This window comes from Bosea vestrisii (assembly GCF_030144325.1).
Taxonomy (GTDB): domain Bacteria; phylum Pseudomonadota; class Alphaproteobacteria; order Rhizobiales; family Beijerinckiaceae; genus Allobosea; species Allobosea vestrisii_A.
Genome location: NZ_CP126307.1, coordinates 2,671,010 through 2,694,168, shown reverse-complemented (window position 1 = coordinate 2,694,168; position 23,159 = coordinate 2,671,010). Strand labels below are relative to the sequence as shown.

The following is a 23,159-nucleotide window of genomic DNA, read 5'->3' as shown; positions in this document are numbered from 1 at the left end:
GCTTTCCGGGCCTTCCTCCCCGGCCCGACATCCTGGCCCGCCGGTTCGCCCGGCGGGCCTTTTTATGCCGGAAGACGGTTCAGCCGCCGGTCGACATGGTCAGCGGCGGCTTCACCTCGGGGGAACCGGCGAGGTATAGCCGCCATCGGCTGCGACGCGCTTCTGGAAGTCGGCCTTGGCCGCTGCCATCAGCTGGGGATCGGTCAGCACGGCCGCGCCGGTCGCCGCCATCGCCTTGGCGACCTGGACCATCGCCTTGTGCGCGGCCGGCATCTTGCCCTGCGCCACCACCTGCCAGGTGTGGAAGGGCGTGCCGATCGCGACGGTCGGCGCATGCGCCTGCACGGTCGGGACGACCCAGCTGACATCGCCGACATCGGTCGAGCCGATCGCCGGGTTGCGGGGCGCATCGAGCGGCACGGTGAAGTCGGCCAGTTCGGCATCGGTCTTCGGCAGGCCGATCGAGCGCCAGATCGCGTCGATGTCCTTCTGCGTCAGGGTCGAGCGGATCTGCCTGGCGAACTCCTTGTCGGCCTCGTCGAAATGCGGCGGGCCGAGATCCTCCATGATGCCCTGCAGCGCCTTTTCCAGCGGGCCGTTGCCGACGACATTGGAGACGGCGCTGACGATCTTCATCTCGACCGTCGTCTCGGTCATCAGCGCGGCGCCCTCGGCGATCTTTTTTTGACGCGGCCGACCAGCTCCAGCATGCCGGGCAGGTCGCGGGCGCGGATCGAATAGCGCACCCGGGCATGGGCCTGGACGACATTGGGGGCGATGCCGCCGGTGTCGAGCAGGGCGTAGTGGACGCGGGCGTCGCTCGGCATGTGCTCGCGCATGTAGTTGACGCCGACGCTCATCAGCTCGACGGCGTCGAGGGCGCTGCGGCCGAGCTCGGGCGAGGCGGCAGCGTGCGAAGCACGGCCGGTGAAGATGAAGTCGGCGCGGGTGTTGGCGAGCGAGAGCGGCGGGGTGACCTCCCAGAAGCTGCTGGGGTGCCAGGAGATGGCGATGTCGGCATCCTTGAAGGCGCCGGCGCGGACCATGAAGGCCTTGGCGGCGCCGCCTTCCTCAGCCGGGCAACCATAATAGCGGACGCGGCCGGGCAGCTTGTTCTCGGCGAGCCAGTCCTTCATCGCGGTCGCGGCGAGAAGGGCGGCCGAGCCGAGCAGGTTGTGGCCGCAGCCATGGCCGTGGCCGCCGGTCTCGATCTCGCTGTGCTGGGCGACACCGGATTCCTGGCTGAGACCGGGCAGGGCGTCATATTCGCCGAGGAAGGCGATGACCGGGCCGCCTTCGCCGGCCTCGCCGATCACCGCGGTCGGGATATCGGCGACGTTTTCGGTGATCCGGAAGCCCTGGTGTTGGAGCTCCGCGACATGTTCGGCGACCGAGCGCTTCTCGGTGTAGCAGACCTCGGGAATGGCCCAGACCCGGTCGCTGAGTTCGATGAAGCGCTCTTTGCTGGCGTCGACGTGACGCCAGAGGTCGTTGCGATTGTCCATGACTTGTCTCTCTGGAGGAGGAAGACTCGCCTCCTTTTCGCAAGCACGGAGGCAGGCGTCCAGCAACCGCAGGGCATGGCGGCCCTGTCCAAGGGCGTCAAATTCTCATGAGCCCTCATCCTGAGGAGCCGCGCAGCGGCGTCTCGAAGGATGCTCCAGCTATCCCGGGAGCCTCCTGGAGCATCCTTCGAGACGCGCTCCTGCGGAGCGCTCCTCAGGATGAGGGCCGTGGGGAGGGAGAAAGACGGCGAAGCGCTTGCATTTCGGCGCGGCATCGGCCTGATGCGCGGCATGGCCCGCCAGAAGCTGCTTTTTGTCGCCACCGAGGACTGGTTCTTCGCGTCGCATTTCCTGCCGATGGCGCGGGCCGCCGGCGAAATGGGGCTCGACGTCGCAGTGATCGCTAGGGAGCGCAATCATCGCAAAGCGATCGAGGCGACCGGCGCGCGATTGATTGCGCTTGAGGCGGAGCGGCGCTCGCTCTCGCCGGTTGCCCTCGTCAAGCAGGTCATGGCGCTGAAGCGCCTGATCCAGCGGGAGCGTCCGGACATCCTGCATTGCATCGCGCTGAAGCCGATCGCGCTCGCTGGCCTCGCCGGGCGCCTCGCCGGGGTCGAGCGGCGGGTCTACGCGCTGACCGGCCTCGGTTTCCTCGGAGCGCGCGAAGGTGGACTTGCTGATGCAGCGCGGTTGGGAGCAAAACTCTGGCTGCGCGAGGCCATCGACGGACCGCTGGTGCGCTTCCTGTTCGAGAACCCCGACGACCCGCTGACGCTCGGGCTCGATCCGGCTGATGCCGGCAAGGTCGCGATTGTCGGCGGCGCCGGGGTCGATCCGCTGATCCTGATGCCCGAGCCGATGCCGCTGCAGCCACCGCTCAAGGTCGCGCTCGTCGCTCGCATGCTCTGGTCCAAGGGCGTCGATCTTGCGGTCGAGGCGGTGACGCTGGCGCGCAAGCAGGGCGCGCGCGTCGAGCTGACGCTGCACGGTGCGCCCGATCCCTCCAACCCCAAGGCGGTTCCGGAGGCGACCTTGCGGGAATGGTCGGCGCGGCCGGGGATCAGCTGGGCCGGGCCGACGCGCGATATCGAGGATGTCTGGCGCAAGCACCATGTCTGCTGCCTGCCCTCGCGCGGCGGCGAGGGCCTGCCACGGACCTTGCTGGAGGGCGCTGCGTGCGGGCGGGCGCTGTTGACCACCGACGTGCCCGGCTGCCGTTCCTTCGTCCGCACCGGCCAGGACGGTTTCGTCGTGCCGGCCAACGATATCGTCGCGCTGGCGCAGGCGCTGATGACGCTTGCGGCTTCGCCCGGCCAGGTCGAGCGGATGGGCATGAGTGCGCGCGAGCGCCTGCTCGCCGGCTATACCGAGCGCGATGTCATGGACGGGGTGAAGGCGCTCTACCGTTCCCTGCTCGGGCAGCACCAGGCGGATCTGGTCGCGTGAGCGAGGCGGACGCGACGCTCGACCGGCTCGCCTTCATCCGCCTCCATACAAGGCTGCTGCCGGTGCCGCATGCGCCGGAGATTTCGCTGCATGTCGCTGAGGAGGCGACCGAGCTCTGGCAGAAAACCGAGGACGAGCTGGCGACGATCGGCCTGCCGCCGCCGTTCTGGGCCTTTGCCTGGGCCGGCGGGCAGGCACTGGCGCGCTATATTTGGGACCATCCCGAGGTCGTGCGCGGCCTGCGGGTGCTCGATTTCGCCAGCGGCTCAGGCCTCGTCGCGATCGCTGCGGCGAAAGCGGGTGCCGCGCAGGTGATCGCGGCCGATATCGACGCCTTCGCCACTGCCGCGATCGGCCTCAATGCCGAAGCGAACGGGGTGTCCATCGAGGCTCGCCTCGATGACCTCGTCGGCCTCGATCAGGGCTGGGAGATCATCCTTGCCGGCGACATCTGCTATGAGAGCGAGCTCGCGATGCGGGTGATCGACTGGCTCTCAGCCCTCTCCGCCCGTGGTGCGACCGTGCTGATCGGCGATCCCGGCCGCAGTTATCTGCCCAAGGACAGGCTCACCGAAGTCGCAACCTATCAGGTGCCGGTGACGCGGGCGCTGGAGGATGCCGAGATCAAGAAGAGCTCGGTGTGGCGACTGGCGGGCGAAGGGCGGTAGGCGGCGGGGGCTCTCGCTCAGGCGGCCCGGCTCGGCGCTTTCTCCGGGGGAATGCCGTCTTTGATGACGCTCCTGAGTTGACCCCGCAATTCGGGCGTATCCTGATGCCCGTGAACCGTAACGGCATGCTGGACGGCCGCCTCCAGCAGTTCGCCCTCAGTATCGGCGCCGATCGCGATTGAGCAGTTCATCTCGCTCGGGAATTCACGGCAGTCGATGAATTTGCGTCCCATGACGTCCTCCCCGATTGGAAGATCCGGCACCCTTCAGGCCGAAGGGCTGCTTGGTCCACAATACGCCCAGGCGCGATTGCCGCAAAAGCGATATGCAGCCCGACGATGGCGGCAAGCGCGACTATTCGGTCTATTGCGCCACTGACCGTTGGGCTCGGAATTGGGACGAGAGAGGAGCCTGTGCTGCCGAGACGGCAGCACCCTTCCCAAAAGCGTGATTCGCTGCCTCAGGCCGGCAGCACGACCACCTTCGTCTTGACCGGCGTGTTGTTGTACAGATGGATCATGTCCTGCGTGAGCAGGCCGATGCAGCCGCTGGTGATGCCGTTTCCGATCGATTCCGCGTCGAGGGACGCATAGATCGTGTAGAGCGTGTAGGCGCCGTTCTGGTAGAGATGGAGCGTGCGCGCGCCGAGCGGGTTGTCGAGGCCGCCCGGCATGCCGCGGGCGTATTTAGCCGCCTCGGGCTGGCGCTTGATCATCTCCCTGGGCGGTGTCCAGGTCGCCCATTCGGACTTGCGCCCGACATAGGCGTCGCCGGTCCAGCGGAAGCCGTCGCGGCCGACATTGGCGCCATAGCGGGTCGCGTTTCCGCCGTCCTCGACGCGATAGACATGGTAATTGCCGGGATCGACGATGATCGTGCCAGGCGCTTCCTTGGTCTCGTAGCGAACGGTCTTGCGGAAATATTTCGGATCGACGTGGGTGACATCGATCGCCGGGATCGGGAACTTCTCCTCGGGCACCGGTCCGTAGAGCTTCTGCGCCTCGGCGAGGCTCATGCCGTCGGAGGTCGCGCAACCGCCGAGCCCGAGCGCGCCGAGGCCGGCGGCCGAGCTGGCCAGGAACGAGCGGCGGCTGAGAAGGCCCGCCCGGCGCCCGAGCAGGGCGATCTCATGCATCTTGCGGGCGTCGGCATTGCTATCGTCGATGATCATGGTCCTGGACTTCCCTTGTCCTGCTGCCGACGAGACGACACTGCGGCATCCACCCGTTGAACGTCTTGGCCGGGCCGAGATTGCCGTCATGCGTCTTGGCTTGCAAGCTCGCGCCTTTACCGCATTAGCGGCCTCACGTCTTACGAAATCGCTTCCTTCAGATCCAAGGTCCCCTGGACTCCGATGGCGGCATAGTTGCGCTTGAGCCAGCGCTTCGCCGCGGTGCGGCCCATGTCGCGCAGGCTGAGCAGGAAGCTCCATTCGGAATTGAGGCGCGAGGAGGAGGTCAGCTGCGCCAGCGGCAGGCCGCCATCGATGCGGTGCATCAGCACGCGCTTGTAGTCGCCGGTCGAGAGCTTGCCGTCGTCGAGCAGGCGGTTGACGAAGTCGATGGCGCGCAGTTCGCGCAGCAGCGAGGCGTTGAAGGTGACCTCGTTGAGCCGGTCCTGGATCGCCCGCGCATTGGTCGGCAGGTCACGACGCTCGAGCGGGTTGATCTGCACCAGCATGATGTCGTCGCCTGCAGCCTCGTAGAACAGCGGGAAGAGCGGCGGATTGCCCATATAGCCGCCATCCCAATAGGCCTGCCCGTCGATCTCGACCGCCTGGAACAGCATCGGCAGGCAGGCGGAGGCCATCAGATGGTCGGCGGTCAGCTCCTGCCGGGTGAAGATCTTGATCTTGCCGGTGCGGACATTGGTGGCCGAGATGAACAGGTTCACGTCGGCGCAACCCTGGACTTTGTCGAAGTCGATCAGGTCGGCGATCACGCCGCGCAGCGGGTTGATGTTGAGCGGATTGACGTCGTAGGGGCTCGCCACCTTCGAGAGAAGCTCGAACCAGATCAGCCCCGGCGGGCGCCCATCGGTCCAGGCGCCGAGCATGGTATCGAGCAGCGAGCGCTCCGAGCCGCCATATTTGCCGTCGACGCTGATCCGCCGCCAGAAATTCTCCAGCGCCGTGCGGGCGCCGTCGATGCCGCCATCGAGCCAACCCTCGGTCAGCACCACCGCATTCATCGCGCCGGCGCTGGCGCCGGTCATCGCCTCGATCGCGAGGCGGCCATCGGCGAGGATGGCGTCGAGCACGCCCCAGGTGAAGGCGCCGTGCGCGCCGCCGCCCTGGAGCGCGAGGTTGACTGACTTCTCGGCCTTCGGCCCCGCCAGGCCCTTGACCTGAGGAACGCGCCGGCGCTTGCGGCCGGTCATGCCGCGGTCCAGCCGCCATCCATCGGCAGGGTCGTGCCGGTGATCGATTTGGCCGCATCGGTGCAGAGGAAGATGGCGAGGGCCGCGACCTGCTCGACGGTGACGAATTCCTTGGTTGGCTGGGCCAGCAGCAGCACGTCGTTGATGACCTGCTCCTTGGTCATGTTGCGGGCCTTCATCGTGTCGGGGATCTGCTTCTCGACCAAAGGCGTCCAGACATAGCCGGGCGCGATCGCGTTGACGGTGATGCCGTTGGTCGCGACCTCGAGCGCCACCGTCTTGGTGAAGCCGGCGATGCCGTGCTTGGCGGCGACATACGCGCTCTTGAACGGCGAGGCGACGAAGGCGTGGGCGGAGGCGGTATTGATGATGCGGCCCCAGCCCTTCGCCTTCATCTTCGGCAAAGCGGCGCGGGTGGCATGGAACGCCGAGGACAGGTTGATCGCGATGATCTGGTCCCATTTCTCGATCGGGAACTCGTCGACCGGCGCGACATGCTGGATGCCGGCATTGTTAACGAGGATGTCGATCGCGCCGAACTCCTTTTCGGCCTCGGCGACCATGGCGGCGATCTCGTCGGGCTTCATCATGTTGGCGGCCGAGTAGCGCGCCTTGACCTTGAAGTCCTTCTCGATGCCGGCGCTCTCCTTTTCGATCGCGTCCGCTTCGCCGAAACCGTTGATCACGACATTGGCACCCTCTGCGGCGAGCGCGCGGGCGTAGGCGAGGCCGATGCCGGAGGTGGAGCCGGTGATAAGGGCAGTACGATCTTTGAGGAACATGGGGCGGCTCCTGACATTTGGCCCGAGAACGCTTAACTTACCGGCGGAGGCTGGCATTGCGCCAGCGAAGGAGCGTCGGTCACCAGGACGGTGCCCGATGAGCTATTGCAACGCAACATGACGAAAATGCAGCCTGCAAGCGACCATCACGATCACGACCATGCGCATGGCCAATGCCAGCACGCCCACGATCATTCGCGCCACGCCGCCGCCGGCCTGGCGCGGGCCGAGGCGGTCTGCCGCGAGCGCGGCCTGCGGCTCACGCCGATCCGGCGCAAGGCGCTGGAAGCGCTCTACGCCGACCACAAGCCGGTCGGCGCTTATGATCTCGCCGACCGGATCTCGCCGCCGGGCGGGCGCCGGCTGGCGCCGATCTCGATCTACCGGGCGCTCGACTTCCTGGTCGAGCAGGGCTTCGTGCATCGCCTGAGCTCGCGCAACGCCTTCATTGCCTGCCCGCACGGGCATGGCGCCAACGAGGCGGTCGCCTTCCTGATCTGCGAGGTCTGCGGCGGCGTCGACGAGGATGCATCATCCGCCATGCGCGCCGCGATCAAGGGCATGGCCGAGGGCCGGCGCTTCCAGACCTCCTACCAGGTGGTCGAGATCGTCGGGCGCTGCGAGCACTGCCGCGATGCGGCTGCGGCTTGACGACTACGAGGCGAGGGCGCAGTGCAACCGCGACGTGCCGCTGCCGGCGAAGGATCCGGACCATTCCATGAGTGAACAGCCGCTGACCTGCCTGCCCGAGGGGCCCGAGGCCGCGCCAGCCCCGCGCAAGCGTACCGTGCCTGTGATGGTCGGCCATGTGCAGGTCGGCGGCGGTGCGCCGATCGTCGTGCAGTCGATGACCAATACCGACACCGCCGACATTCCGGCGACGGTCGGGCAGGTCGCAGCGCTGGCGCGGGCAGGTTCGGAGCTGGTGCGCATCACCGTCGATCGCGACGAGGCGGCGGCGGCCGTGCCGCATATCCGCGAGCGACTCGACATCCTCGGCATCGACGTGCCGCTGATCGGCGATTTCCATTATATCGGCCACAAGCTGCTGACCGACCATCCGGCCTGCGCCCAAGCATTGGCGAAATACCGGATCAATCCCGGTAATGTCGGCTTCAAGGACAAGAAGGACAAGCAGTTCGGCCAGATCGTCGAGCTCGCGATCAGGCACGGCAAGAGCGTGCGGATCGGCGCGAACTGGGGCTCGCTCGACCAGGAATTGTTGACGTCGCTGATGGACATCAACGCCGGGGCGCCAAAGCCGCTCGATGCGCGTGCGGTGATGCGCGAGGCGATGGTGCGCTCGGCTCTCTTCTCGGCCGAGCGCGCCGAGGAGATCGGGCTCGGCAAGGACAAGATCATCCTCTCCGTCAAGGTCTCGGGCGTGCAGGATCTGATCGCGGTCTACCGCATGTTGGCGCAACGCGGCGACTATGCCATCCATCTTGGCCTGACCGAGGCTGGGATGGGCTCCAAGGGCCTCGTCGCCTCCTCGGCGGCGCTCGGCGTGCTCCTGCAGGATGGAATCGGTGACACCATCCGCTTCTCGCTGACGCCGGAACCGGGCGGTGATCGCACGCTCGAGGTGAAGGCCTCGCAGGAATTGCTGCAGACCATGGGCTTTCGTGCCTTCGTGCCGCAGGTTGCGGCCTGTCCGGGCTGCGGGCGGACCACCTCGACGGTGTTCCAGGAGCTGGCGATGGACATCCAGAGCTGGATCACGACCTCCATGCCGGAATGGAAGACGCGCTATCCCGGCATCGAGGCGCTCAACGTCGCGGTGATGGGCTGCATCGTCAACGGTCCCGGCGAGTCGAAGCATGCCGATATCGGAATATCGCTGCCGGGCACCGGCGAGGTGCCGACCGCGCCGGTCTTCGTCGACGGCAAGAAGGTCGCGACCTTGCGGGGGCCTGCGATCGCGGCCGAGTTCAAGACCATGGTCGAGGATTACGTCGAGCGGCGCTACGGCGCCCGGGCTGCGGCGGCCGAATAGGCGCTCTCGCCAATCTAATCGATTCAAGGTGATCGCCGACCGAAAGTGGCTCCCCCATTGCGGCATATGCTCTAGCGTCTTTGCCTGTGAGACATGCCGTGCTAGAGGCCCCGGCCTTTTCGCTGCATTGCAGCACCCGCGGAGCGCCCTGATGGGTCATGACCAGCAGCACCCACCGGCCGCCAAGCCGGACGGTGATCGCTTCGGGCTCGATGAGCCGGCCGGCAACGGTCATTCCACGCAAAGCTATGCCGCGCTGGCGCTCGGCGCGCTCGGTGTCGTCTATGGCGATATCGGCACCAGCCCGCTCTATGCGCTCCGCGAGACGATCCTGGCTGCGACCGGTGCCGCCTCCGGCGGACATGGCGGCGGTGTGGCGGTTGCGCTGGCGGGCCCCTTGCCGCGTGAGGTGGTGATCGGCGTGCTCTCGCTGATCCTGTGGTCGCTCGTCCTCGTGGTGACGCTGAAATATGTCGTGCTGCTGCTGCGGGCCGACAACAACGGCGAGGGCGGCACGCTGACCCTGGTGGCGCTGGCGCAGCGCGCGCTCGGGCGCACCCGCGGCGGCATCGTGCTCTTTCTCGGCATGGCCGGCGCTGCGCTGTTCTACGGCGACGCGGTGATCACGCCGGCGATCTCGGTGCTCTCGGCGGTCGAGGGCCTGAAGCTGGTGACACCGGTGCTCGACGACTATGTCATCACCATCGCCTCTGTGATCCTGATCGCCCTGTTCCTGGTGCAGAGCCGCGGCACCGGCAAGGTCGCCAACTTCTTCGGGCCGGTGATGACGGTCTGGTTCCTGACGCTCGCGGGCCTCGGCATCTATCACATTTCGGACGATCTCGGCGTCTTCGCCTCGATCAACCCCTATCATGGGGTCCGCTTCTTCATCGACCATTCCGGGCTTTCGCTCGCGGTGCTCGGCAGCGTCTGTCTCGCGGTGACCGGGGCTGAGGCGCTCTATGCCGATATGGGCCATTTCGGCCGCGGGCCGATCCGCAGCGCCTGGATTTTCCTGGTCTTCCCGGCGTTGTGGCTGAACTATCTCGGCCAGGGTGCGCTGATCCTGTCGGACCCGACCGCGATCGATAATCCCTTCTACAAGCTCGCCCCACCGGCATTGATCCTGCCGCTGGTGATCATGGCGACGCTCGCCACCATCATCGCCAGCCAGGCGGTGATCACCGGCGCCTATTCGCTGACCCGTCAGGCGATCCAGCTCGGCCTCCTGCCGCGCCTCGAGATCCGCCACACCTCCGAGCACACCTCCGGGCAGATCTACATCCCGCGCATCAACGTGCTGCTGCTGTTCACCGTGCTGCTGCTGGTCTGGACCTTCAAGACCTCGTCCAACCTCTCGCACGCCTACGGCATCTCGGTGTTCGGGGCGATGCTGGTCGACTCGCTGCTCGCCTTCATCGTGATCTGGCGTGGCTGGCGCTGGGGACTGGTTGCCGCGGTGGCCGTGATCCTGCCATTCCTCATCATCGACGTCGCCTTCTTCTCGGCGAACCTCTTGAAGCTGCTCAGCGGCGGCTATGTGCCGGTGCTGTTCGCGATGGCGCTGGTCCTCCTGATGTGGACCTGGGTGCGCGGCACGAAGATCCTGTTCGACAAGACCCGCAAGACCGACGTGCCGCTGCTCGAATTGGTCGGGATGCTGACCAAGAGCCCGCCCTACCGGGTCAAGGGCATGGCGGTGTTCCTGACCAGCGATCCGGAGACGGCGCCGGCCTCGCTGCTGCACAACCTCAAGCACAACAAGGTGCTGCACGAGCGCAACGTGATCTTGACCGTGCGCTCCGCCGATACCCCGCGCGTCGCCGAGAGTGAACGGGTCAGGCTCTCGCGCATCACCGATGATTTCTGGCGCGTCGAGATGGTCTACGGCTACATGGAGAGCCCGAACGTGCCGAAGGGCCTGGCCATCCTGCGCAAGCAGGGCTTCAAGTTCGACATCATGTCGACCTCGTTCTTCCTGTCGCGCCGTTCGATCAAGGCTTCCCCGCAATCGGGCATGCCGATCTGGCAGGACAACCTCTATATCGGCCTGACCAAGAGCGCGACCGACGCCACCAACTTCTTCCAGATCCCGACCGGGCGCGTCGTCGAGGTCGGCACGCAGGTCACCGTCTGAGGGGTGATCAGAGCGTTCAGGCTCTTCGTCATTCCGGGGCAGGCCGCAGGCCTGAGCCCGGAATCCATGAACATTGTTGTCGACAGAATGGGCACCGACACCGAGGCATGGCTCGGCAGCGTCGTGTTCATGGGTTCCGGGCTCGCTGCTGCGCAGCGCCCCGGAATGACGGAAGGCGCGCTTTCAACTCCTGCGCTGCGCAGTGAACTGCGCCGCCGCGCGCAGCATCGCCGCCTCCGGTCCGAAATCGGCGAGCGCGGCGATCGCCTCCTGGCTGAGCCGGTCACGCTCGCGCCGGGCCGCGTCGAGGCCGAGCGCCATGACCAGCGTGGCCTTGCCCTTGGCATCGTCCTTGGCGGTCGCCTTGCCCATCTGCTCGGGACTCGCCTCGATGTCGAGAATGTCGTCAGCGACCTGGAAGGCGGCGCCGAGCGCCTTGCCGTAACGCTCCAGCGCCATCATCCGCGTCGCATCGGCCTGGCCGAGGCGAGCGCCGATCAGGACGCTGCCGGCGAGCAGGGCACCGGTCTTCATCGCCTGCATCCGCCGGATCTCGGCCTCGCTGAGCCTGGCTGGAGCGCCGTCGCCGGAAAAGCGCCCTTCGGCAGCGAGATCGAGCATCTGGCCACCGACCATGCCGCCGAGGCCAAGCGAACGGGCGAGCTGCAGGATGATCGCGGCGCGCGTCTCGCCGTCCGGATGCGTCCTTTGATCGGCGATGACGTCGAACGCGAGCGTCAGCAGGCCGTCGCCGGCGAGGATCGCGGTCGCTTCGTCGAAGGCCTTGTGCACGGTCGGGCGACCGCGACGGATATCGTCGTCGTCCATGGCCGGCAGATCGTCATGGACCAGCGAGTAGCAATGGGCGAGCTCGACCGCGGCGCCAGCCCGCAGTGCCTGCTCGACCGGCGCACCGAAGAGCCTGGCTGTCTCGCCGACGAGGAAAGGCCGAAGGCGCTTGCCGCCGGCGAGCGCGCCATGGCGCATCGCCGCGAGCAGCCGGGCCGGGCGATGAATCTCGCCGGTCTCCGGCGCGTCCTGCAGCAGTGCTTCGAGCAGCGCCTCGATCGCCATCGCCGTTTCCGACAGGGCGCTGGCCAAAGCCGCGGCGGGGGCGGTCCGTTCCACGGAACTCATGATCACTTCTCGCGTTGGCTGGCGGAGTTTGGCGCGCGGGGCTTGCCGGAGGCGGTCGTAATCGTCAAGCGTGGGGGATGACGCGCATGGCTGATACTCCGGCTCCGCGACGCGGGAGTCTCGCGGGACGGATCGTCCGTGCGCTGATCCGGCTGGTGATGGCGCTGGTGCTGGTCTTCGCCGCCTTGCTGCTGCTCTATCGTTTCGTGCCGCCGCCTTCGACCCTGATGCTCGGCCGCTGGCTGACCTTCCGCTCGGTCGAGCGCGATTGGGTGCCGCTGACGCAGATTTCCCCGCATCTGGTCCGCGCCGTGATCGCCTCCGAGGATCAGCGCTTCTGTTCGCATAACGGGGTTGACTGGGGCGAGCTCAACGCGGTGCTGCAGGATGAGGACGGACCGAGCCGCGGCGCATCGACGCTGACCATGCAGGCGGCCAAGAACCTTTTTCTCTGGCCGAGCCGCTCCTATCTGCGCAAGGGGCTGGAATTGCCGATGGCCATGGCGATCGATCTGGTCTGGCCGAAGCAGCGGGTGATTGAAGTCTATCTCAACATCGCTGAATGGGGCGACGGCATCTTCGGTGCGGAAGCTGCGGCTCAGCGCCATTTCGGCAAGTCCGCCTCGCGTTTGACCCCAGCTGAGGCCGCCAGGCTCGCAGGCGCGCTGCCGAACCCGATCCTGCGCAATCCGTCGCGGCCGAGCCGCGCGCTGCAGGCGGCGGCCGGACGGGTACAGCGACGAATGAACCAGCTCGGGCCGCTCGGTAACTGTGCGCTTCCTTCCTGAGGAAGCGGTCGGGTGCCACTTTTTCCGCAGCATGGTCTAGCCAGGCCGCGCGCGAGCGTGTAAAGGCCAGCCCTCATCACGAATGTGACGTCGTCGCGACTGTGGTGCGGGTGAGAAGCCCCGCCTCGCGCGAAGGCATGATGGAGAGTACCGATGGCCGTTCCGAAGAGAAAGACCTCGCCGTCGAAGCGCGGCATGCGCCGCTCGGCCGACGCGCTGAAGCAGCCCACTTATATCGAAGACAAGAATTCGGGCGAGCTGCGCCGTCCGCACCATATCGACCTGAAGTCCGGCATGTACCGCGGTCGTCAGGTGCTGAAGGCCAAGACCGAGGCCTGATGCGACGGGCCCGTCTGGGCCGTCCGCTTCCATGACCGAAGAGAGCCGGCCGCGAGGCCGGCCTTTTTCGTTCGGGCTTCAGGTCGAGCGAAGAAGCCTGCAGGGCAGGCGACGCTGCGCCATGACTTCGTAATAACGACGGGCGCCGATGAAGGGTGTCTCGCGGTCACGGCCGGCGAACGGGCCGATTCCGGCCTGGCTGGCGGCGAGCTGGACGAGGAAGGCAGCGGGGACGCGCGATGTGCCCTCCTCTCCATCGGCAAAGGCCGCCTCGGATCTTTCTGGCTCGATCATTGTACCGCTCCGGAACATTCGAGGGTTCGGGAGCTAATCCTTGCAATCAGGGCGCCAGACTTAACCCTGCGTTAACGCAGGTACATGCATCGTTTCGGGACATTCCCAGCCACCCGCCGTGAAAAACGGGGCGGTTTCTTCCCATCTCCCGAGGCAGTCGCACCCATGCCTGCGCCGTCCCTGTTCGGTTCCCGCGGCGAGAGGATCGTCGAGCCGCGCAGCCTGCTCTCCTCGATCGGCGAAGTTGCCTACAGCTGGGACATCGGCAGCGACACGCTGAGCTGGGGACCTAACGCAGCGGAGGTACTGGGGCCGGTGCCGGCTGCGGTGCTGGAACGTGGCTTGGCTTTCGCGGGGCTGGTCGAGCCCGGCAGCGGCCGCAGCCGCTATGACGCGATCTTCTCTTCGGGCGGACAGGATCTCGGCGATGGGGCGATCTATCGCACGCGCTACGCTGCCGATCTCGCCGGCCGCAAGATGTGGATCGAGGATGCGGGGCGGTGGTTCGCCGGCATCGACGGCCGCCCGGCAAGCGCGCGCGGCGTGCTCAGGTTGGAGCGCGCAGTGCGGCCTGAGGAACTCGCAATGGCCGGCAGCGATCTCTGCGATCGCGATGCCCTGGTCGAGCGTGTCGACGAGGCTCTGGCGGAGCATCTTCCAGCTGAGCGATCCGTCGTCGTGCTGGTCGCGTCGATCGGCGATCTTGCGAAGCTCAACCACGATTTCGGCCATGAGGGGACCGAGGAGATCATCGAGGAGGTCAGGCAGCGCCTGCATTCGGTGATGCGCCGGCGCGACCAGCTGATGCACTATGCCGGCAACCGTTTCGCCATCCTTCTCGGTGCCTGCCCCGCCAATCAGATCGAGGCAGCAGCGCAGCGCTTCATCAAGGCAGTGGCGCGCTCGGCGGTCGAGACCTCGCGCGGGATCGCGCTGGCGCGGCTGCACGTCGGGGCCGCGATTGCGCCCGATCTATCCCGCCACGGCTCGGTGCTGGTCGAGGCCGCCGAGAATGCGCTCGCCGGAGCCGAGGCGGGCGCCCGCGATGCTGCCGTGATCGCGCGGCGCCCTGTCGCGGCCGAAGCGAGCGAGGCAGCACCGCGTCTCGATCTCGAGGCTGTCGCTGCACTCAACGAACGCAAGGTGAAGCTGGCCTTCCAGCCCGTGGTGACGGCCAAAGGCCGTGCCCTCGCCTTCAGCGAGGCGCTGTTGCGGGTCGAACGTCTGCAGATCGGCGGCTTCCTCGCCGCAGCGGAGCTGGTGCCGCTGCTCGAAAGACGCGGGCTGGTCGGCCTGTTCGACCATCGCGTGTTCGAGCTTGCCATGTCGTTTCTGGCGGAGCGGCCGGACGCGGTGCTGTCGATCAACGTCTCGCCGCGTTCGCTCGCCGATCCGGATTGGATCGAGGGTTTCGAAGCGGGAGTCGCTGCGAGCCCCGCCGCCGCGAAGCGCCTGATCGTCGAGGTCACCGAGACGGCGACGATCGAGGATCCGGCGCGCATGGCGAAGCTGCTCAGCCGGATCAAGCAGTGTGGCCCCCGCATCGCGATCGATGATTTCGGAGCGGGTCACACCTCGCTCAGGCATCTTCGGGCCTTTCCGATTGATATCCTCAAGCTCGATGGCGCCTTCACGCAGAATCTGCGGCGCTCGACCGATGATCGCTTCTTCGTCCGCACCCTGCTCGAACTCGCCCACCATCTCGGCGTCGAGACGGTCGCCGAATGGGTCGACGACGAGCTGCAGGCGTCAATGCTGTGCGATTGGGGCGTGACCTATCTGCAAGGCCACTTGGTCGGTAAAGCCGAGCTCTGGCTCCCGGACGACGCGTCCGACAGGACATTGCTGCAGGCAGCGAGCTGACGCCTCTTTCCGCCCGGCGGTTCAGCCGAGCGGAAGGAGGCGGCAAGGGGCCTGTCATTTGTCCTTGGCGAGCCGGTCCAGCCGTTCGCGCATTTCACTGAGCTCGCGCTTGAGATCGCCGAGTTCGCCGTTCTCGCCCTGCGCAGACGGAGTTTCGCTGCGTGCTTTTGCTGCCGCGGCGGCGGCGAACGGGTTGAACAGCCGGAAGGCCTCGGTGAACATCGTCATGTTGGCGCGCGTCTGGGCCTGAAGCGCGTCGATCGCGCCCGTGCCGAAAGTGCCGCCGCCGAAGGCCTTGCCCATCTGCTCGCGGAACTGATTCTGGTCCTTGGTCAGATTGTCCATCGAGAATTCGAGATAGCGCGGCACCAGCGCCTGCATGCTGTCGCCGTAAAAACGGATCAGCTGACGCAGAAAGGCGATCGGCAGCAGGTTTTGCCCGTCCTTGCTCTCTTCCTCGAAGATGATCTGAGCCAGCACCGAGCGGGTGATGTCGTCGCCGCTCTTGGCGTCATAGACGACGAAATCCTCGCCGTTGCGCACCAGGCCGGCCAGATCCTCCAATGTGACGTAGGAGCTCGTACCCGTGTGGTATAGCCGGCGATTGGCGTATTTCTTGATGACAGTCGGTTCTTTGTCGCTGGCCATCGACACCCACGCGGCTGTTGCGGCCATAACCCGGGGATCGGGCAAGGCCGGAAATCGGTCCCGAACGCGACGATAGCTCTTCGGCTGCCTGCTGCAAGTTTTTTGAGCGCAAGGCGGGACTGCGCCGAGTTTGCCTCGATGATGGGCTTAGCCGTCTCGCCGTCTTGACGGCGCCGTCAGCCCCTTCGAAGGTGGGTGGGACATACCGTACGGCCGGATGGCCGGCGGAAGAGAACCGGAGGATGGCCCATGGCTGAGAATGACATCGTGATCGTCGGTGCGGCGCGCACCGCCGTGGGCGCCTTCAGCGGCGCGTTCGCCAACACGCCGGCTCACGATCTCGGCTCGGCAGTGATCAAGGACGTTCTGAAGCGCGCCAAGGTCGAGGCCGGCGAGGTCGACGAGGTCATCCTCGGGCAGGTGCTGACGGCGGCGCAGGGCCAGAATCCGGCCCGCAAGGCGGCGTTCGACGCCGGCGTGCCGCAGGGCGCGACCGCCTGGGGCCTCAATCAGGTCTGCGGTTCGGGCCTGCGCGCGGTGGCGATCGGCATGCAGCAGATCGCCAATGGCGACGCCAACATCATCGTCGCCGGCGGCCAGGAATCGATGTCGCTCTCGGCCCACGCCGCCCATATGCGCGCCGGCACCAAGATGGGCGACGTCAAGTTTATCGACACGATGATCAAGGACGGCCTTTGGGATATCTTCCACGGTTACCACATGGGCACCACGGCCGAGAACGTAGCGACCAAATGGCAGATCAGCCGCGAGGAGCAGGATCGCTTCGCGGTCGGCTCGCAGAACAAGGCCGAGGCGGCCCGGAAGGCCGGCCGGTTCAAGGACGAGATCGCGCCCGTGACGGTCTCGACCCGCAAGGGCGACACCATCGTCGACACCGACGAGTATATCCGCGATGGCGCGACGCTTGAGGCGATGGCCAAGCTCAGGCCCGCCTTCTCGAAGGACGGCACGGTGACCGCGGGCAACGCCTCGGGCATCAATGACGGCGCCGCCGCGCTCGTCCTGATGACGGCGAAGGAAGCGAGCAAGCGCGGGCTCACCCCGCTCGCCCGCATCGCATCCTGGGCGACGGCTGGCGTCGATCCGGCGATCATGGGCTCGGGCCCGATCCCGGCGACGCGCAAGGCGCTGGAGAAGGCGGGCTGGAAAGTCGGCGATCTCGATCTCGTCGAGGCCAACGAGGCCTTCGCGGCGCAGGCGCTGGCGGTGAACAAGGATCTCGGCTGGGATCCCGACATCGTCAACGTCAATGGCGGCGCGATCGCGATCGGCCATCCGATCGGCGCCTCCGGCGCGCGCGTACTGGTGACGCTGCTGCACGAAATGGCCAAGCGCGACGCCAAGAAGGGGCTCGCGACGCTGTGCATCGGCGGCGGCATGGGCATCGCCCTGGCGGTGGAGCGCTGAGTAGCGCCTCGCCATGCCGAAGCAGACCACGCTCTACCGCTATCTGACCGGTCCCGATGACGCCTCGTTCTGTCATCGGGTCTCGGTGGCCCTGAGCCAGGGCTGGGTGCTCTACGGGCACCCGACCCTGACCTATGACGAGAAGGCGGGGCGGGTGATCTGCGGCCAGGCGATCATCAAGGACGTGGACCGGACCTACGAGCCCGGTCTCGATCTCAGCAAAGAATAACGCGGCCTCCATAGCCGCGTCTAAGAGGGAGAAGACGACGATGGCTAAGGTTGCATTGGTTACGGGGGGCACGCGCGGCATCGGCGCGGCGATCTGCAAGGCATTGCAGGCGGCCGGCTATACGGTCGCGGCGAGCTATGCCGGCAATGACGAGGCTGCCGCCAAGTTCAAGGCCGAGACCGGCATACCCGTCTACAAATGGGATGTCGGCGATTACGACGACTGCGCCGCCGGTATCGCCAAGGTCGAGGCCGAGGTCGGGCCGGTCGACATTCTCGTCAACAATGCCGGCATCACCAAGGACGGCTTCTTCCATAAGATGACCAAGGACCAGTGGTCGGCGGTCATCCGCACCAATCTCGATTCGCTGTTCAACATGACCCGGCCGGTGATCGAGGGCATGCGCGGGCGCGGCTTTGGCCGGATCATCGTGATCTCCTCGATCAACGGCCAAAAGGGCCAGATGGGCCAGGTCAACTATTCGGCGGCCAAGGCCGGCGATATCGGCTTCGTCAAGGCGCTGGCCCAGGAGAATGCCAACAAGGGCATCACGGTCAACGCGATCACGCCGGGCTATATCGGCACGGACATGGTCGCGGCGATGCCGGAGGAGGCACTGAAGCGTGTCGTCGCCGGTATCCCGGTCGGGCGCCTCGGCAAGCCGGAGGAGATCGCCCAGACAGTGGTCTTCCTCGCCTCCGACAACGGGGCCTTCGCCACCGGCGCGACCTTTGCGGTCAATGGCGGGCAGTACATGGCCTGAGCCTTTCAGACCACCACGCCGCATGCCTCGGCACGCGGCGTGGTAGCTGCATGGCTGGCGCGACCAGTGCAATCTGGTCGTGTTTTGACAGCGTCATATTTCAAATGCGTGCATGTCGGCCATGCCCTGAGCGCAGTCCGGTTTCAGTTGACCGGGTCGAGGGGCACTTAAAAATTTAAATATCTCAGGGTCTTCCCGCATTGTCGAGCCTGCCTCAGGTACTGGGCCCTTAATGCTCCCTTAATCATCCCACCGAAACTTTGCTGGACCCGGAGCGAGAATCGCTTCGACTATCAAAGTGCGATCGACGTTGCCTGTCGTTTCTGAAAACAAGCTTCGGCAAGTCGTTCCACACGCGAGGTTATTGGGAGAAGGCCGGTGAAGTCTGCAAAGGCGCGCTGTCTCGCACTGCTGTCGACCTCGTCGCTGGTCATCTACGCACTCCACACAGATGCCGCCTTGGCAGGCTGCGGAGCGACCACTGCCGGGAATGACATTGTCGTCTGCGACGCGGGCACGGCGCCCGATCCGACCGCTGCGCCGGTCAATCTCCAGGCCGGCGACGACACGCTGACCGTCAACAGCGGTACCTATAGCGGTGGCATCACCGGCGGCACCGGAACCAAGACCGTCACCTTCGCGGGTGGCACCATCGCGAACTACACGAACACCGTCGGCACCAGCCTGATCACGCTGCCCGGCGGCAGCACGGTCACGGTAACGGGCGGTGTTACGACCGATGTTGGCGCCGACCGCTTCGAGATCAATGCCGGAACGGTCAATGGCGCCGTCAGCCAAGGCTTGGGCATCGACATCTTCATCATGAATGGCGGTACGATCGGCTCGCTGGCGCAGGGCGACGGGCGCGATACGTTCCTAATGACCGGTGGCACCATCGTCGGCGCCTTCGAGGATGGCGACGTCGCGACGATGACCGGAGGCACGATCGGCCGCGTCGACATGAAGCTCGACAACAACATCTTCGACATGTCGGGCGGCCGGATCATCGGCAATTTGGTGACCGGCTTCGGCAACGACACGATCATCGTCTCGGGCGGCTCGATCGGCGGCAATATCAGTGTCAGCGGCGGCACCGACAGCGTCACCGTGACGGGCGGGGCGATCGGTGGCGAGATCCGGATGAGCACCGGCACCGACACCTTCCTCTGGCAGGGCGGTGGCACGATCGGCGGCCTGATCGACATGGGCACGGGCGACGACACCGCCACGCTGCGCAATCTCGGCGACGCCCAGGTCTCGGCCACACAGCGGATCACCGGTGGCGACGGCACTGACCTCCTGGTGCTAGCCGGCGCCGGTCCTACGGCGATGAACGCGAGCCTGGTCACCGGTTTCGAGCGGCTGAACAAGATCGAGGCCGGCACCTGGGCTCTGAGCGGCTCTCTGACCGATTTCCAGCTCGTCAACGTGCAACAGGGCACGCTGCGCCTGACCGGCGACAACTCTGCCTTTGCCGGGCTGACGATCGTCGATCCGGCCGCCATCCTCGAAGGTCCGGCGCTGGGCATCACGCCGACCGTCACCAATAACGGCCTGGTCCGCTTCACCCAGCCGGATGTCGGCACCTATGCCGGTACGATCAGCGGCGTGGGCGCGGTCGAGAAGACCGGCGCCGGCACGACGATCCTGACCGGCGCCAATACATACACCGGTGGCACGACCATCACTCAGGGGACACTGCAGCTCGGTGCTGGCGGCACGAGCGGCAGCATCGTCGGCAATGTCGCCAACAACGGCACGCTCGCCTTCAACCGCTCCGATTTGGTCACCTTCGCCGGTATCATCTCCGGGCCCGGCGCGGTCACGCAGGATGGTTCCGGCACGACGGTGCTGACCAGCGTCAATATCTATACCGGTGTGACGAATGTCACGGCTGGCACGCTCGCGATCGGCGATGCGGCCAGTCGTGGTGCGGCGCTGGTGGGGGGTGGACTTGTCTCAGTCGCTGCAGGCGCGACATTCGGCGGTTATGGCCGCGTCGCGAGCTCTGTGATGAACAACGGCACGATCGCGGTGGCCGATGCGGTGGCCGCCTTTGCCGGCGGCGGCACGGGCAATTTCACGATCGCAGGCACGCTGACCAATGCCGGCCTTGCACAGGTCGGCGGCGCCGGCATCGGCAATACCCTGACCGTGTCCAATTATGTCGGGCAGGGCGGCACTGTCGGGCTCAACACCTATCTCGGCAGCGACGGCTCGCCGTCTGATCTGCTGGTGATCAACGGCGGCACGGCAAGCGGAAGCTCGCGGCTCGCCATCACCAATATCGGCGGACCGGGCGGCGCCACGGCCGGGGACGGCATCCTGGTGGTCGATGCCATCAACGGCGCGACGACGAGCGCTAGCGCTTTCTCGCTGGCTGGACCAGTCGCGGCCGGCGCCTACGAGTATATCCTGTTCCACGGCAGCACCACTGGCGGGTCGGGCGAGAACTGGTATCTGCGCAACACGCTCGTTGCGGAGACGGGAGGCTCGGACACGGAAGCCGCACCGGGCTCGCCGGCGCTGCCCGATGTGCCAGCGGGTTCGGATCCGATTCCGCTGTATCGGCCGGAGGTCGCCGCCTACGCCGCCGTGCCGGCCATGGCGCGACGCCTTGGTGTAGCGACACTCGGAACCTTCCATCAGCGCCGTGGCGAGCAGGGTCTGCTGGACGGGCAGGGCAACTTCGCCGCCGGCTGGGGCGCGTCTTCGGCGAGCGGACGGAGCAGCGCTGGTCGGGAACCGTCGACCCTGAATTCGACGGCCGCATCTGGGGGCTCCAGACCGGTCTCGACCTCTATGGCATCGACCGCCCGAGCGGCCACCGCGACCGGTTCGGCCTGTTCTTCGGCTATGGCCGCGCCGACGGCGACATCCGCGGCTATGCCATCGGCCAACGGCGCAGCCCGGTCGGCAAGCTCACGCTCGATTCAAAGAGCCTCGGAGCCTATTGGACGCATCTGGGCCCCACGGGGTGGTATGTCGACGCCGTGCTGATGCACAGCTGGCTCGATGGCGATGCTCGGTCCAACCGCGGCGTGAGCGGCGACATCGGCGGCAGCTCGGTGAGTGCCTCGCTGGAAGGTGGCTATCCGATCGCGCTCGGAGCGGGATTCGTGCTCGAACCACAGGCGCAGCTCATCTGGCAGCATTTGTCGCTCGACCGGACCCGCGACAGATTCTCGGCAGTGAGCTTCGACAATGGCGACAGCCTCACGGGGCGGGTCGGTGCCCGTCTGCAGACCAGCCTCCTGCTGGGTGGTGCCGAGCTCCAGCCCTATCTGACGGCGAACCTCTGGCACAATTTCAGCCGCACGGACAAAGTCCTGTTCGATGCGACCGATGTGATCCCGACGCGGTTCAAGGGAACTTCGCTCGAGGTCGGCGGCGGCGTGATCGCCAAGATTACCGCCAATGTCAGCCTCTATGCGACCGGCGGCTATGTGACGGCGCTCGGCGACGACAAGGGGCACAGCGTGCGCGGCAATCTCGGGCTGCGCGTCATCTGGTAAGATCACGCCGCTGCAGGGCGGTGGACGGTCAGCTCCGCGCGCCCTTCGGCAGCAGGAAGGTCAGCAGCCCGAAGGCCGGCAGCCAGGCGCAGAGCGCGAAGACCTGGATGATGCCGATCTTATCGGCGAGCGCGCCGAGCCCCGCTGCCGCCACGCCGCCGAGGCCGAAGGCGAGACCGTAGAACAGCCCGCCGACCAGCCCGACCCGGTGCGGCACCAGGTCGATCGCGTAGATCAGGATCGCCGAGAAGGCGCTCGCCATGATGAAGCTGATCACCACGCTCAGGATCACGGTCCAGGTGAGGTCGGCATAGGGCAGAGCGAGCGCGAAGGGCAGGCTGCCCAGGATCGACAGCCAGATCACGCGGTGGCGGCCGATGCGATCGCCGATCATGCCGCCGATGATCACGCCGGCGGCGCCGACGACGAGATAGAGGAAGAGCAGGATCTGCGAGAGCTGCAGCGGCACCTGGAAGCGCTCGATCAGATAGAAGGTGTAGTAGGAGGTGAAGGAGGCCGTATAAGCGTTCTTCGAGAACAGGATGACGATCAATACCGCCATCGCCAGCAGGACGCGGCGGCGCGGCATGCCATGCGAGGCGACATCGTCGGTATGGCTTTTCGAGGCGACCTGCTCGCGGCGGAAGGCGGTATAGCGCGCGCCGATCCAGGCCATCAGCAGCATCGCGACGAGCACGATGCCGGAGAACCAGGACAGGCTCTGCTGGCCGTTCGGCACGACGACGGCGGCGGCGAGCAGCGGGCCGATCGCATAGCCGGCATGGCCGCCGACCTGGAAGACACCCTGGGCCAGCCCTTGCCGGCCGGCGGCGGCATGGCGGGCCATGCGGGTCGCCTCGGGGTGGAAGACGGCCGAGCCGGTGCCCACCAGCGCTGCTGCGATCAGCACCATCGGATAGCTGTGGGCGAAGGCGAGCGAGAGCAGGCCGGCCAGCGTCGCGCCCATGCCGGCGACCATCGCATAGGGCCATGGCTTCTTGTCGGTCAGGTAGCCCAGGACGGGCTGCAGCAGCGAGGAGGTGACCTGGAAGGCGAGCGTGATCAGGCCGATCTGCACGAAATCGAGCTGATAGGTCTCCTTGAGCAGCGGGTAGACCGCCGGGATCATCGACTGGATCAGGTCGTTGAGCAGATGGGCGACGCTGAGGGCCGCCAGGACCGGCATCAGCGGGCGGGAGGCGCTCGGCAGGGGGATCGTGGTCATGCCACGACGCTTGCCTC

General features: G+C 66.5%; 20 protein-coding genes and 2 pseudogenes. 13 read left to right on the top strand and 9 right to left on the bottom strand.

The genetic code is table 11. From position 1 onward, the window contains the following. Nucleotides 1-79 precede the first annotated feature (79 nt). Nucleotides 80-1,505: pseudogene (locus QO058_RS13360) on the bottom strand (M20 family metallopeptidase). Between the two features lie 228 nt (nucleotides 1,506-1,733). Here QO058_RS13360 and QO058_RS13355 point away from each other — a divergent pair. Next, a complete protein-coding gene (locus tag QO058_RS13355) occupies nucleotides 1,734-2,951 on the top strand; it encodes a glycosyltransferase family 4 protein (RefSeq protein ID WP_432212046.1) in 1,218 nt (405 codons plus the stop codon). Continuing rightward, nucleotides 2,948-3,619: a class I SAM-dependent methyltransferase gene (locus QO058_RS13350; protein ID WP_284172505.1), complete on the top strand. Its 672-nt coding sequence runs from the start codon at nucleotides 2,948-2,950 to the stop codon at nucleotides 3,617-3,619. Before QO058_RS13355 ends, QO058_RS13350 begins: the two co-directional genes overlap by 4 nt. 17 nt (nucleotides 3,620-3,636) lie before the next feature. Here the strand turns inward: QO058_RS13350 and QO058_RS13345 are convergent, their stop codons facing one another. The 4 genes from QO058_RS13345 to QO058_RS13330 all read right to left on the bottom strand — a co-directional run bounded on the left by QO058_RS13345 (nucleotide 3,637) and on the right by QO058_RS13330 (nucleotide 6,780). Next, nucleotides 3,637-3,852 carry a DUF1059 domain-containing protein gene (locus QO058_RS13345; RefSeq protein WP_284172504.1) on the bottom strand — a complete coding sequence of 72 codons (216 nt, stop codon included), beginning with the start codon at nucleotides 3,850-3,852 and terminating at the stop codon, nucleotides 3,637-3,639. Nucleotides 3,853-4,079: 227 nt separating this feature from the next. Next, on the bottom strand, nucleotides 4,080-4,790 hold the full coding sequence (locus QO058_RS13340) for a L,D-transpeptidase (protein WP_284172503.1): 711 nt from the start codon (nucleotides 4,788-4,790) through the stop codon (nucleotides 4,080-4,082). Between the two features lie 140 nt (nucleotides 4,791-4,930). Next, on the bottom strand, nucleotides 4,931-5,998 hold the full coding sequence (locus tag QO058_RS13335) for a patatin-like phospholipase family protein (RefSeq protein WP_284172502.1): 1,068 nt from the start codon (nucleotides 5,996-5,998) through the stop codon (nucleotides 4,931-4,933). Beyond that, nucleotides 5,995-6,780, bottom strand: a complete 786-nt coding sequence (locus QO058_RS13330; protein WP_284172501.1) for a 3-hydroxybutyrate dehydrogenase — start codon at nucleotides 6,778-6,780, stop codon at nucleotides 5,995-5,997. The genes QO058_RS13335 and QO058_RS13330 overlap by 4 nt, the downstream gene beginning before the upstream one ends. Before the next feature lie 117 nt (nucleotides 6,781-6,897). Between QO058_RS13330 and QO058_RS13325 the strand changes: the two genes are divergently transcribed. The 3 genes from QO058_RS13325 to QO058_RS13315 all read left to right on the top strand — a co-directional run bounded on the left by QO058_RS13325 (nucleotide 6,898) and on the right by QO058_RS13315 (nucleotide 10,913). Next, nucleotides 6,898-7,431 (top strand): transcriptional repressor, encoded by a 534-nt coding sequence (locus QO058_RS13325; protein WP_284172500.1) that lies wholly within the window; start codon nucleotides 6,898-6,900, stop codon nucleotides 7,429-7,431. A gap of 67 nt (nucleotides 7,432-7,498) precedes the next feature. Then, on the top strand, nucleotides 7,499-8,776 hold the full coding sequence (ispG, locus tag QO058_RS13320; RefSeq protein ID WP_284172891.1) for a flavodoxin-dependent (E)-4-hydroxy-3-methylbut-2-enyl-diphosphate synthase: 1,278 nt from the start codon (nucleotides 7,499-7,501) through the stop codon (nucleotides 8,774-8,776). A gap of 151 nt (nucleotides 8,777-8,927) precedes the next feature. After that, on the top strand, nucleotides 8,928-10,913 hold the full coding sequence (locus QO058_RS13315; protein WP_284172499.1) for a potassium transporter Kup: 1,986 nt from the start codon (nucleotides 8,928-8,930) through the stop codon (nucleotides 10,911-10,913). Nucleotides 10,914-11,096: 183 nt separating this feature from the next. Here QO058_RS13315 and QO058_RS13310 read toward each other — a convergent pair whose 3' ends face one another. Then, the gene (locus QO058_RS13310; protein WP_432212045.1) at nucleotides 11,097-12,050 is read right to left on the bottom strand and encodes a polyprenyl synthetase family protein; all 954 of its coding nucleotides are present in this window, start codon (nucleotides 12,048-12,050) and stop codon (nucleotides 11,097-11,099) included. 86 nt (nucleotides 12,051-12,136) lie between these two features. Between QO058_RS13310 and mtgA the strand changes: the two genes are divergently transcribed. Together mtgA and rpmF are read left to right on the top strand one after the other, a co-directional pair. Continuing rightward, the gene (mtgA, locus tag QO058_RS13305) at nucleotides 12,137-12,838 is read left to right on the top strand and encodes a monofunctional biosynthetic peptidoglycan transglycosylase (protein ID WP_284172498.1); all 702 of its coding nucleotides are present in this window, start codon (nucleotides 12,137-12,139) and stop codon (nucleotides 12,836-12,838) included. A gap of 153 nt (nucleotides 12,839-12,991) precedes the next feature. Continuing rightward, complete coding sequence (gene rpmF / locus QO058_RS13300) at nucleotides 12,992-13,177, top strand: 50S ribosomal protein L32 (protein ID WP_057189713.1); 186 nt, start codon at nucleotides 12,992-12,994, stop codon at nucleotides 13,175-13,177. Nucleotides 13,178-13,255: 78 nt separating this feature from the next. On the opposite strand, the gene QO058_RS13295 is transcribed toward rpmF, so the two are convergent. Further along, nucleotides 13,256-13,471: a hypothetical protein gene (locus QO058_RS13295; RefSeq protein WP_284172497.1), complete on the bottom strand. Its 216-nt coding sequence runs from the start codon at nucleotides 13,469-13,471 to the stop codon at nucleotides 13,256-13,258. 165 nt (nucleotides 13,472-13,636) lie between these two features. Here QO058_RS13295 and QO058_RS13290 point away from each other — a divergent pair, with 165 nt between their 5' ends. After that, a complete protein-coding gene (locus tag QO058_RS13290) occupies nucleotides 13,637-15,334 on the top strand; it encodes an EAL domain-containing protein (protein WP_284172496.1) in 1,698 nt (565 codons plus the stop codon). 54 nt (nucleotides 15,335-15,388) lie between these two features. Here the strand turns inward: QO058_RS13290 and phaR are convergent, their stop codons facing one another. Beyond that, nucleotides 15,389-16,027: a polyhydroxyalkanoate synthesis repressor PhaR gene (gene phaR, locus QO058_RS13285; protein ID WP_432212044.1), complete on the bottom strand. Its 639-nt coding sequence runs from the start codon at nucleotides 16,025-16,027 to the stop codon at nucleotides 15,389-15,391. A gap of 204 nt (nucleotides 16,028-16,231) precedes the next feature. Here phaR and QO058_RS13280 point away from each other — a divergent pair, with 204 nt between their 5' ends. The 5 genes and pseudogenes from QO058_RS13280 to QO058_RS13260 all read left to right on the top strand — a co-directional run bounded on the left by QO058_RS13280 (nucleotide 16,232) and on the right by QO058_RS13260 (nucleotide 21,917). Then, on the top strand, nucleotides 16,232-17,410 hold the full coding sequence (locus QO058_RS13280; RefSeq protein ID WP_284172495.1) for an acetyl-CoA C-acetyltransferase: 1,179 nt from the start codon (nucleotides 16,232-16,234) through the stop codon (nucleotides 17,408-17,410). Between the two features lie 13 nt (nucleotides 17,411-17,423). After that, nucleotides 17,424-17,639, top strand: coding sequence for a DUF1737 domain-containing protein (locus QO058_RS13275; RefSeq protein ID WP_284172494.1), 216 nt, complete (start codon nucleotides 17,424-17,426; stop codon nucleotides 17,637-17,639). Between the two features lie 40 nt (nucleotides 17,640-17,679). Beyond that, complete coding sequence (phbB, locus tag QO058_RS13270) at nucleotides 17,680-18,402, top strand: acetoacetyl-CoA reductase (RefSeq protein ID WP_284172493.1); 723 nt, start codon at nucleotides 17,680-17,682, stop codon at nucleotides 18,400-18,402. An 822-nt stretch (nucleotides 18,403-19,224) separates the two neighbouring features. After that, a pseudogene (locus tag QO058_RS13265) lies at nucleotides 19,225-20,808 on the top strand (autotransporter-associated beta strand repeat-containing protein); the annotation flags it as partial. Nucleotides 20,809-20,855: 47 nt separating this feature from the next. Beyond that, nucleotides 20,856-21,917 carry an autotransporter family protein gene (locus QO058_RS13260; protein ID WP_347976570.1) on the top strand — a complete coding sequence of 354 codons (1,062 nt, stop codon included), beginning with the start codon at nucleotides 20,856-20,858 and terminating at the stop codon, nucleotides 21,915-21,917. Between the two features lie 28 nt (nucleotides 21,918-21,945). On the opposite strand, the gene QO058_RS13255 is transcribed toward QO058_RS13260, so the two are convergent. Next, nucleotides 21,946-23,142, bottom strand: a complete 1,197-nt coding sequence (locus QO058_RS13255; protein WP_284172492.1) for an MFS transporter — start codon at nucleotides 23,140-23,142, stop codon at nucleotides 21,946-21,948. Nucleotides 23,143-23,159 lie beyond the last annotated feature (17 nt).

Bases quoted from the DNA above. Each gene is read 5' to 3' on its own strand.
- QO058_RS13325 (WP_284172500.1), top strand. From the start codon at position 6,898: ATGACGAAAATGCAGCCTGCAAGCGACCATCACGATCACGACCATGCG.
- QO058_RS13340 (WP_284172503.1), bottom strand. From the start codon at position 4,790: ATGATCATCGACGATAGCAATGCCGACGCCCGCAAGATGCATGAGATC.
- mtgA (WP_284172498.1), top strand. From the start codon at position 12,137: ATGGCTGATACTCCGGCTCCGCGACGCGGGAGTCTCGCGGGACGGATC.
- QO058_RS13255 (WP_284172492.1), bottom strand. From the start codon at position 23,142: ATGACCACGATCCCCCTGCCGAGCGCCTCCCGCCCGCTGATGCCGGTC.
- QO058_RS13345 (WP_284172504.1), bottom strand. From the start codon at position 3,852: ATGGGACGCAAATTCATCGACTGCCGTGAATTCCCGAGCGAGATGAAC.
- QO058_RS13315 (WP_284172499.1), top strand. From the start codon at position 8,928: ATGGGTCATGACCAGCAGCACCCACCGGCCGCCAAGCCGGACGGTGAT.
- ispG (WP_284172891.1), top strand. From the start codon at position 7,499: ATGAGTGAACAGCCGCTGACCTGCCTGCCCGAGGGGCCCGAGGCCGCG.
- phbB (WP_284172493.1), top strand. From the start codon at position 17,680: ATGGCTAAGGTTGCATTGGTTACGGGGGGCACGCGCGGCATCGGCGCG.
- rpmF (WP_057189713.1), top strand. From the start codon at position 12,992: ATGGCCGTTCCGAAGAGAAAGACCTCGCCGTCGAAGCGCGGCATGCGC.
- QO058_RS13275 (WP_284172494.1), top strand. From the start codon at position 17,424: ATGCCGAAGCAGACCACGCTCTACCGCTATCTGACCGGTCCCGATGAC.
- QO058_RS13295 (WP_284172497.1), bottom strand. From the start codon at position 13,471: ATGATCGAGCCAGAAAGATCCGAGGCGGCCTTTGCCGATGGAGAGGAG.
- QO058_RS13280 (WP_284172495.1), top strand. From the start codon at position 16,232: ATGGCTGAGAATGACATCGTGATCGTCGGTGCGGCGCGCACCGCCGTG.
- QO058_RS13290 (WP_284172496.1), top strand. From the start codon at position 13,637: ATGCCTGCGCCGTCCCTGTTCGGTTCCCGCGGCGAGAGGATCGTCGAG.
- QO058_RS13310 (WP_432212045.1), bottom strand. From the start codon at position 12,050: ATGAGTTCCGTGGAACGGACCGCCCCCGCCGCGGCTTTGGCCAGCGCC.
- QO058_RS13335 (WP_284172502.1), bottom strand. From the start codon at position 5,998: ATGACCGGCCGCAAGCGCCGGCGCGTTCCTCAGGTCAAGGGCCTGGCG.
- QO058_RS13330 (WP_284172501.1), bottom strand. From the start codon at position 6,780: ATGTTCCTCAAAGATCGTACTGCCCTTATCACCGGCTCCACCTCCGGC.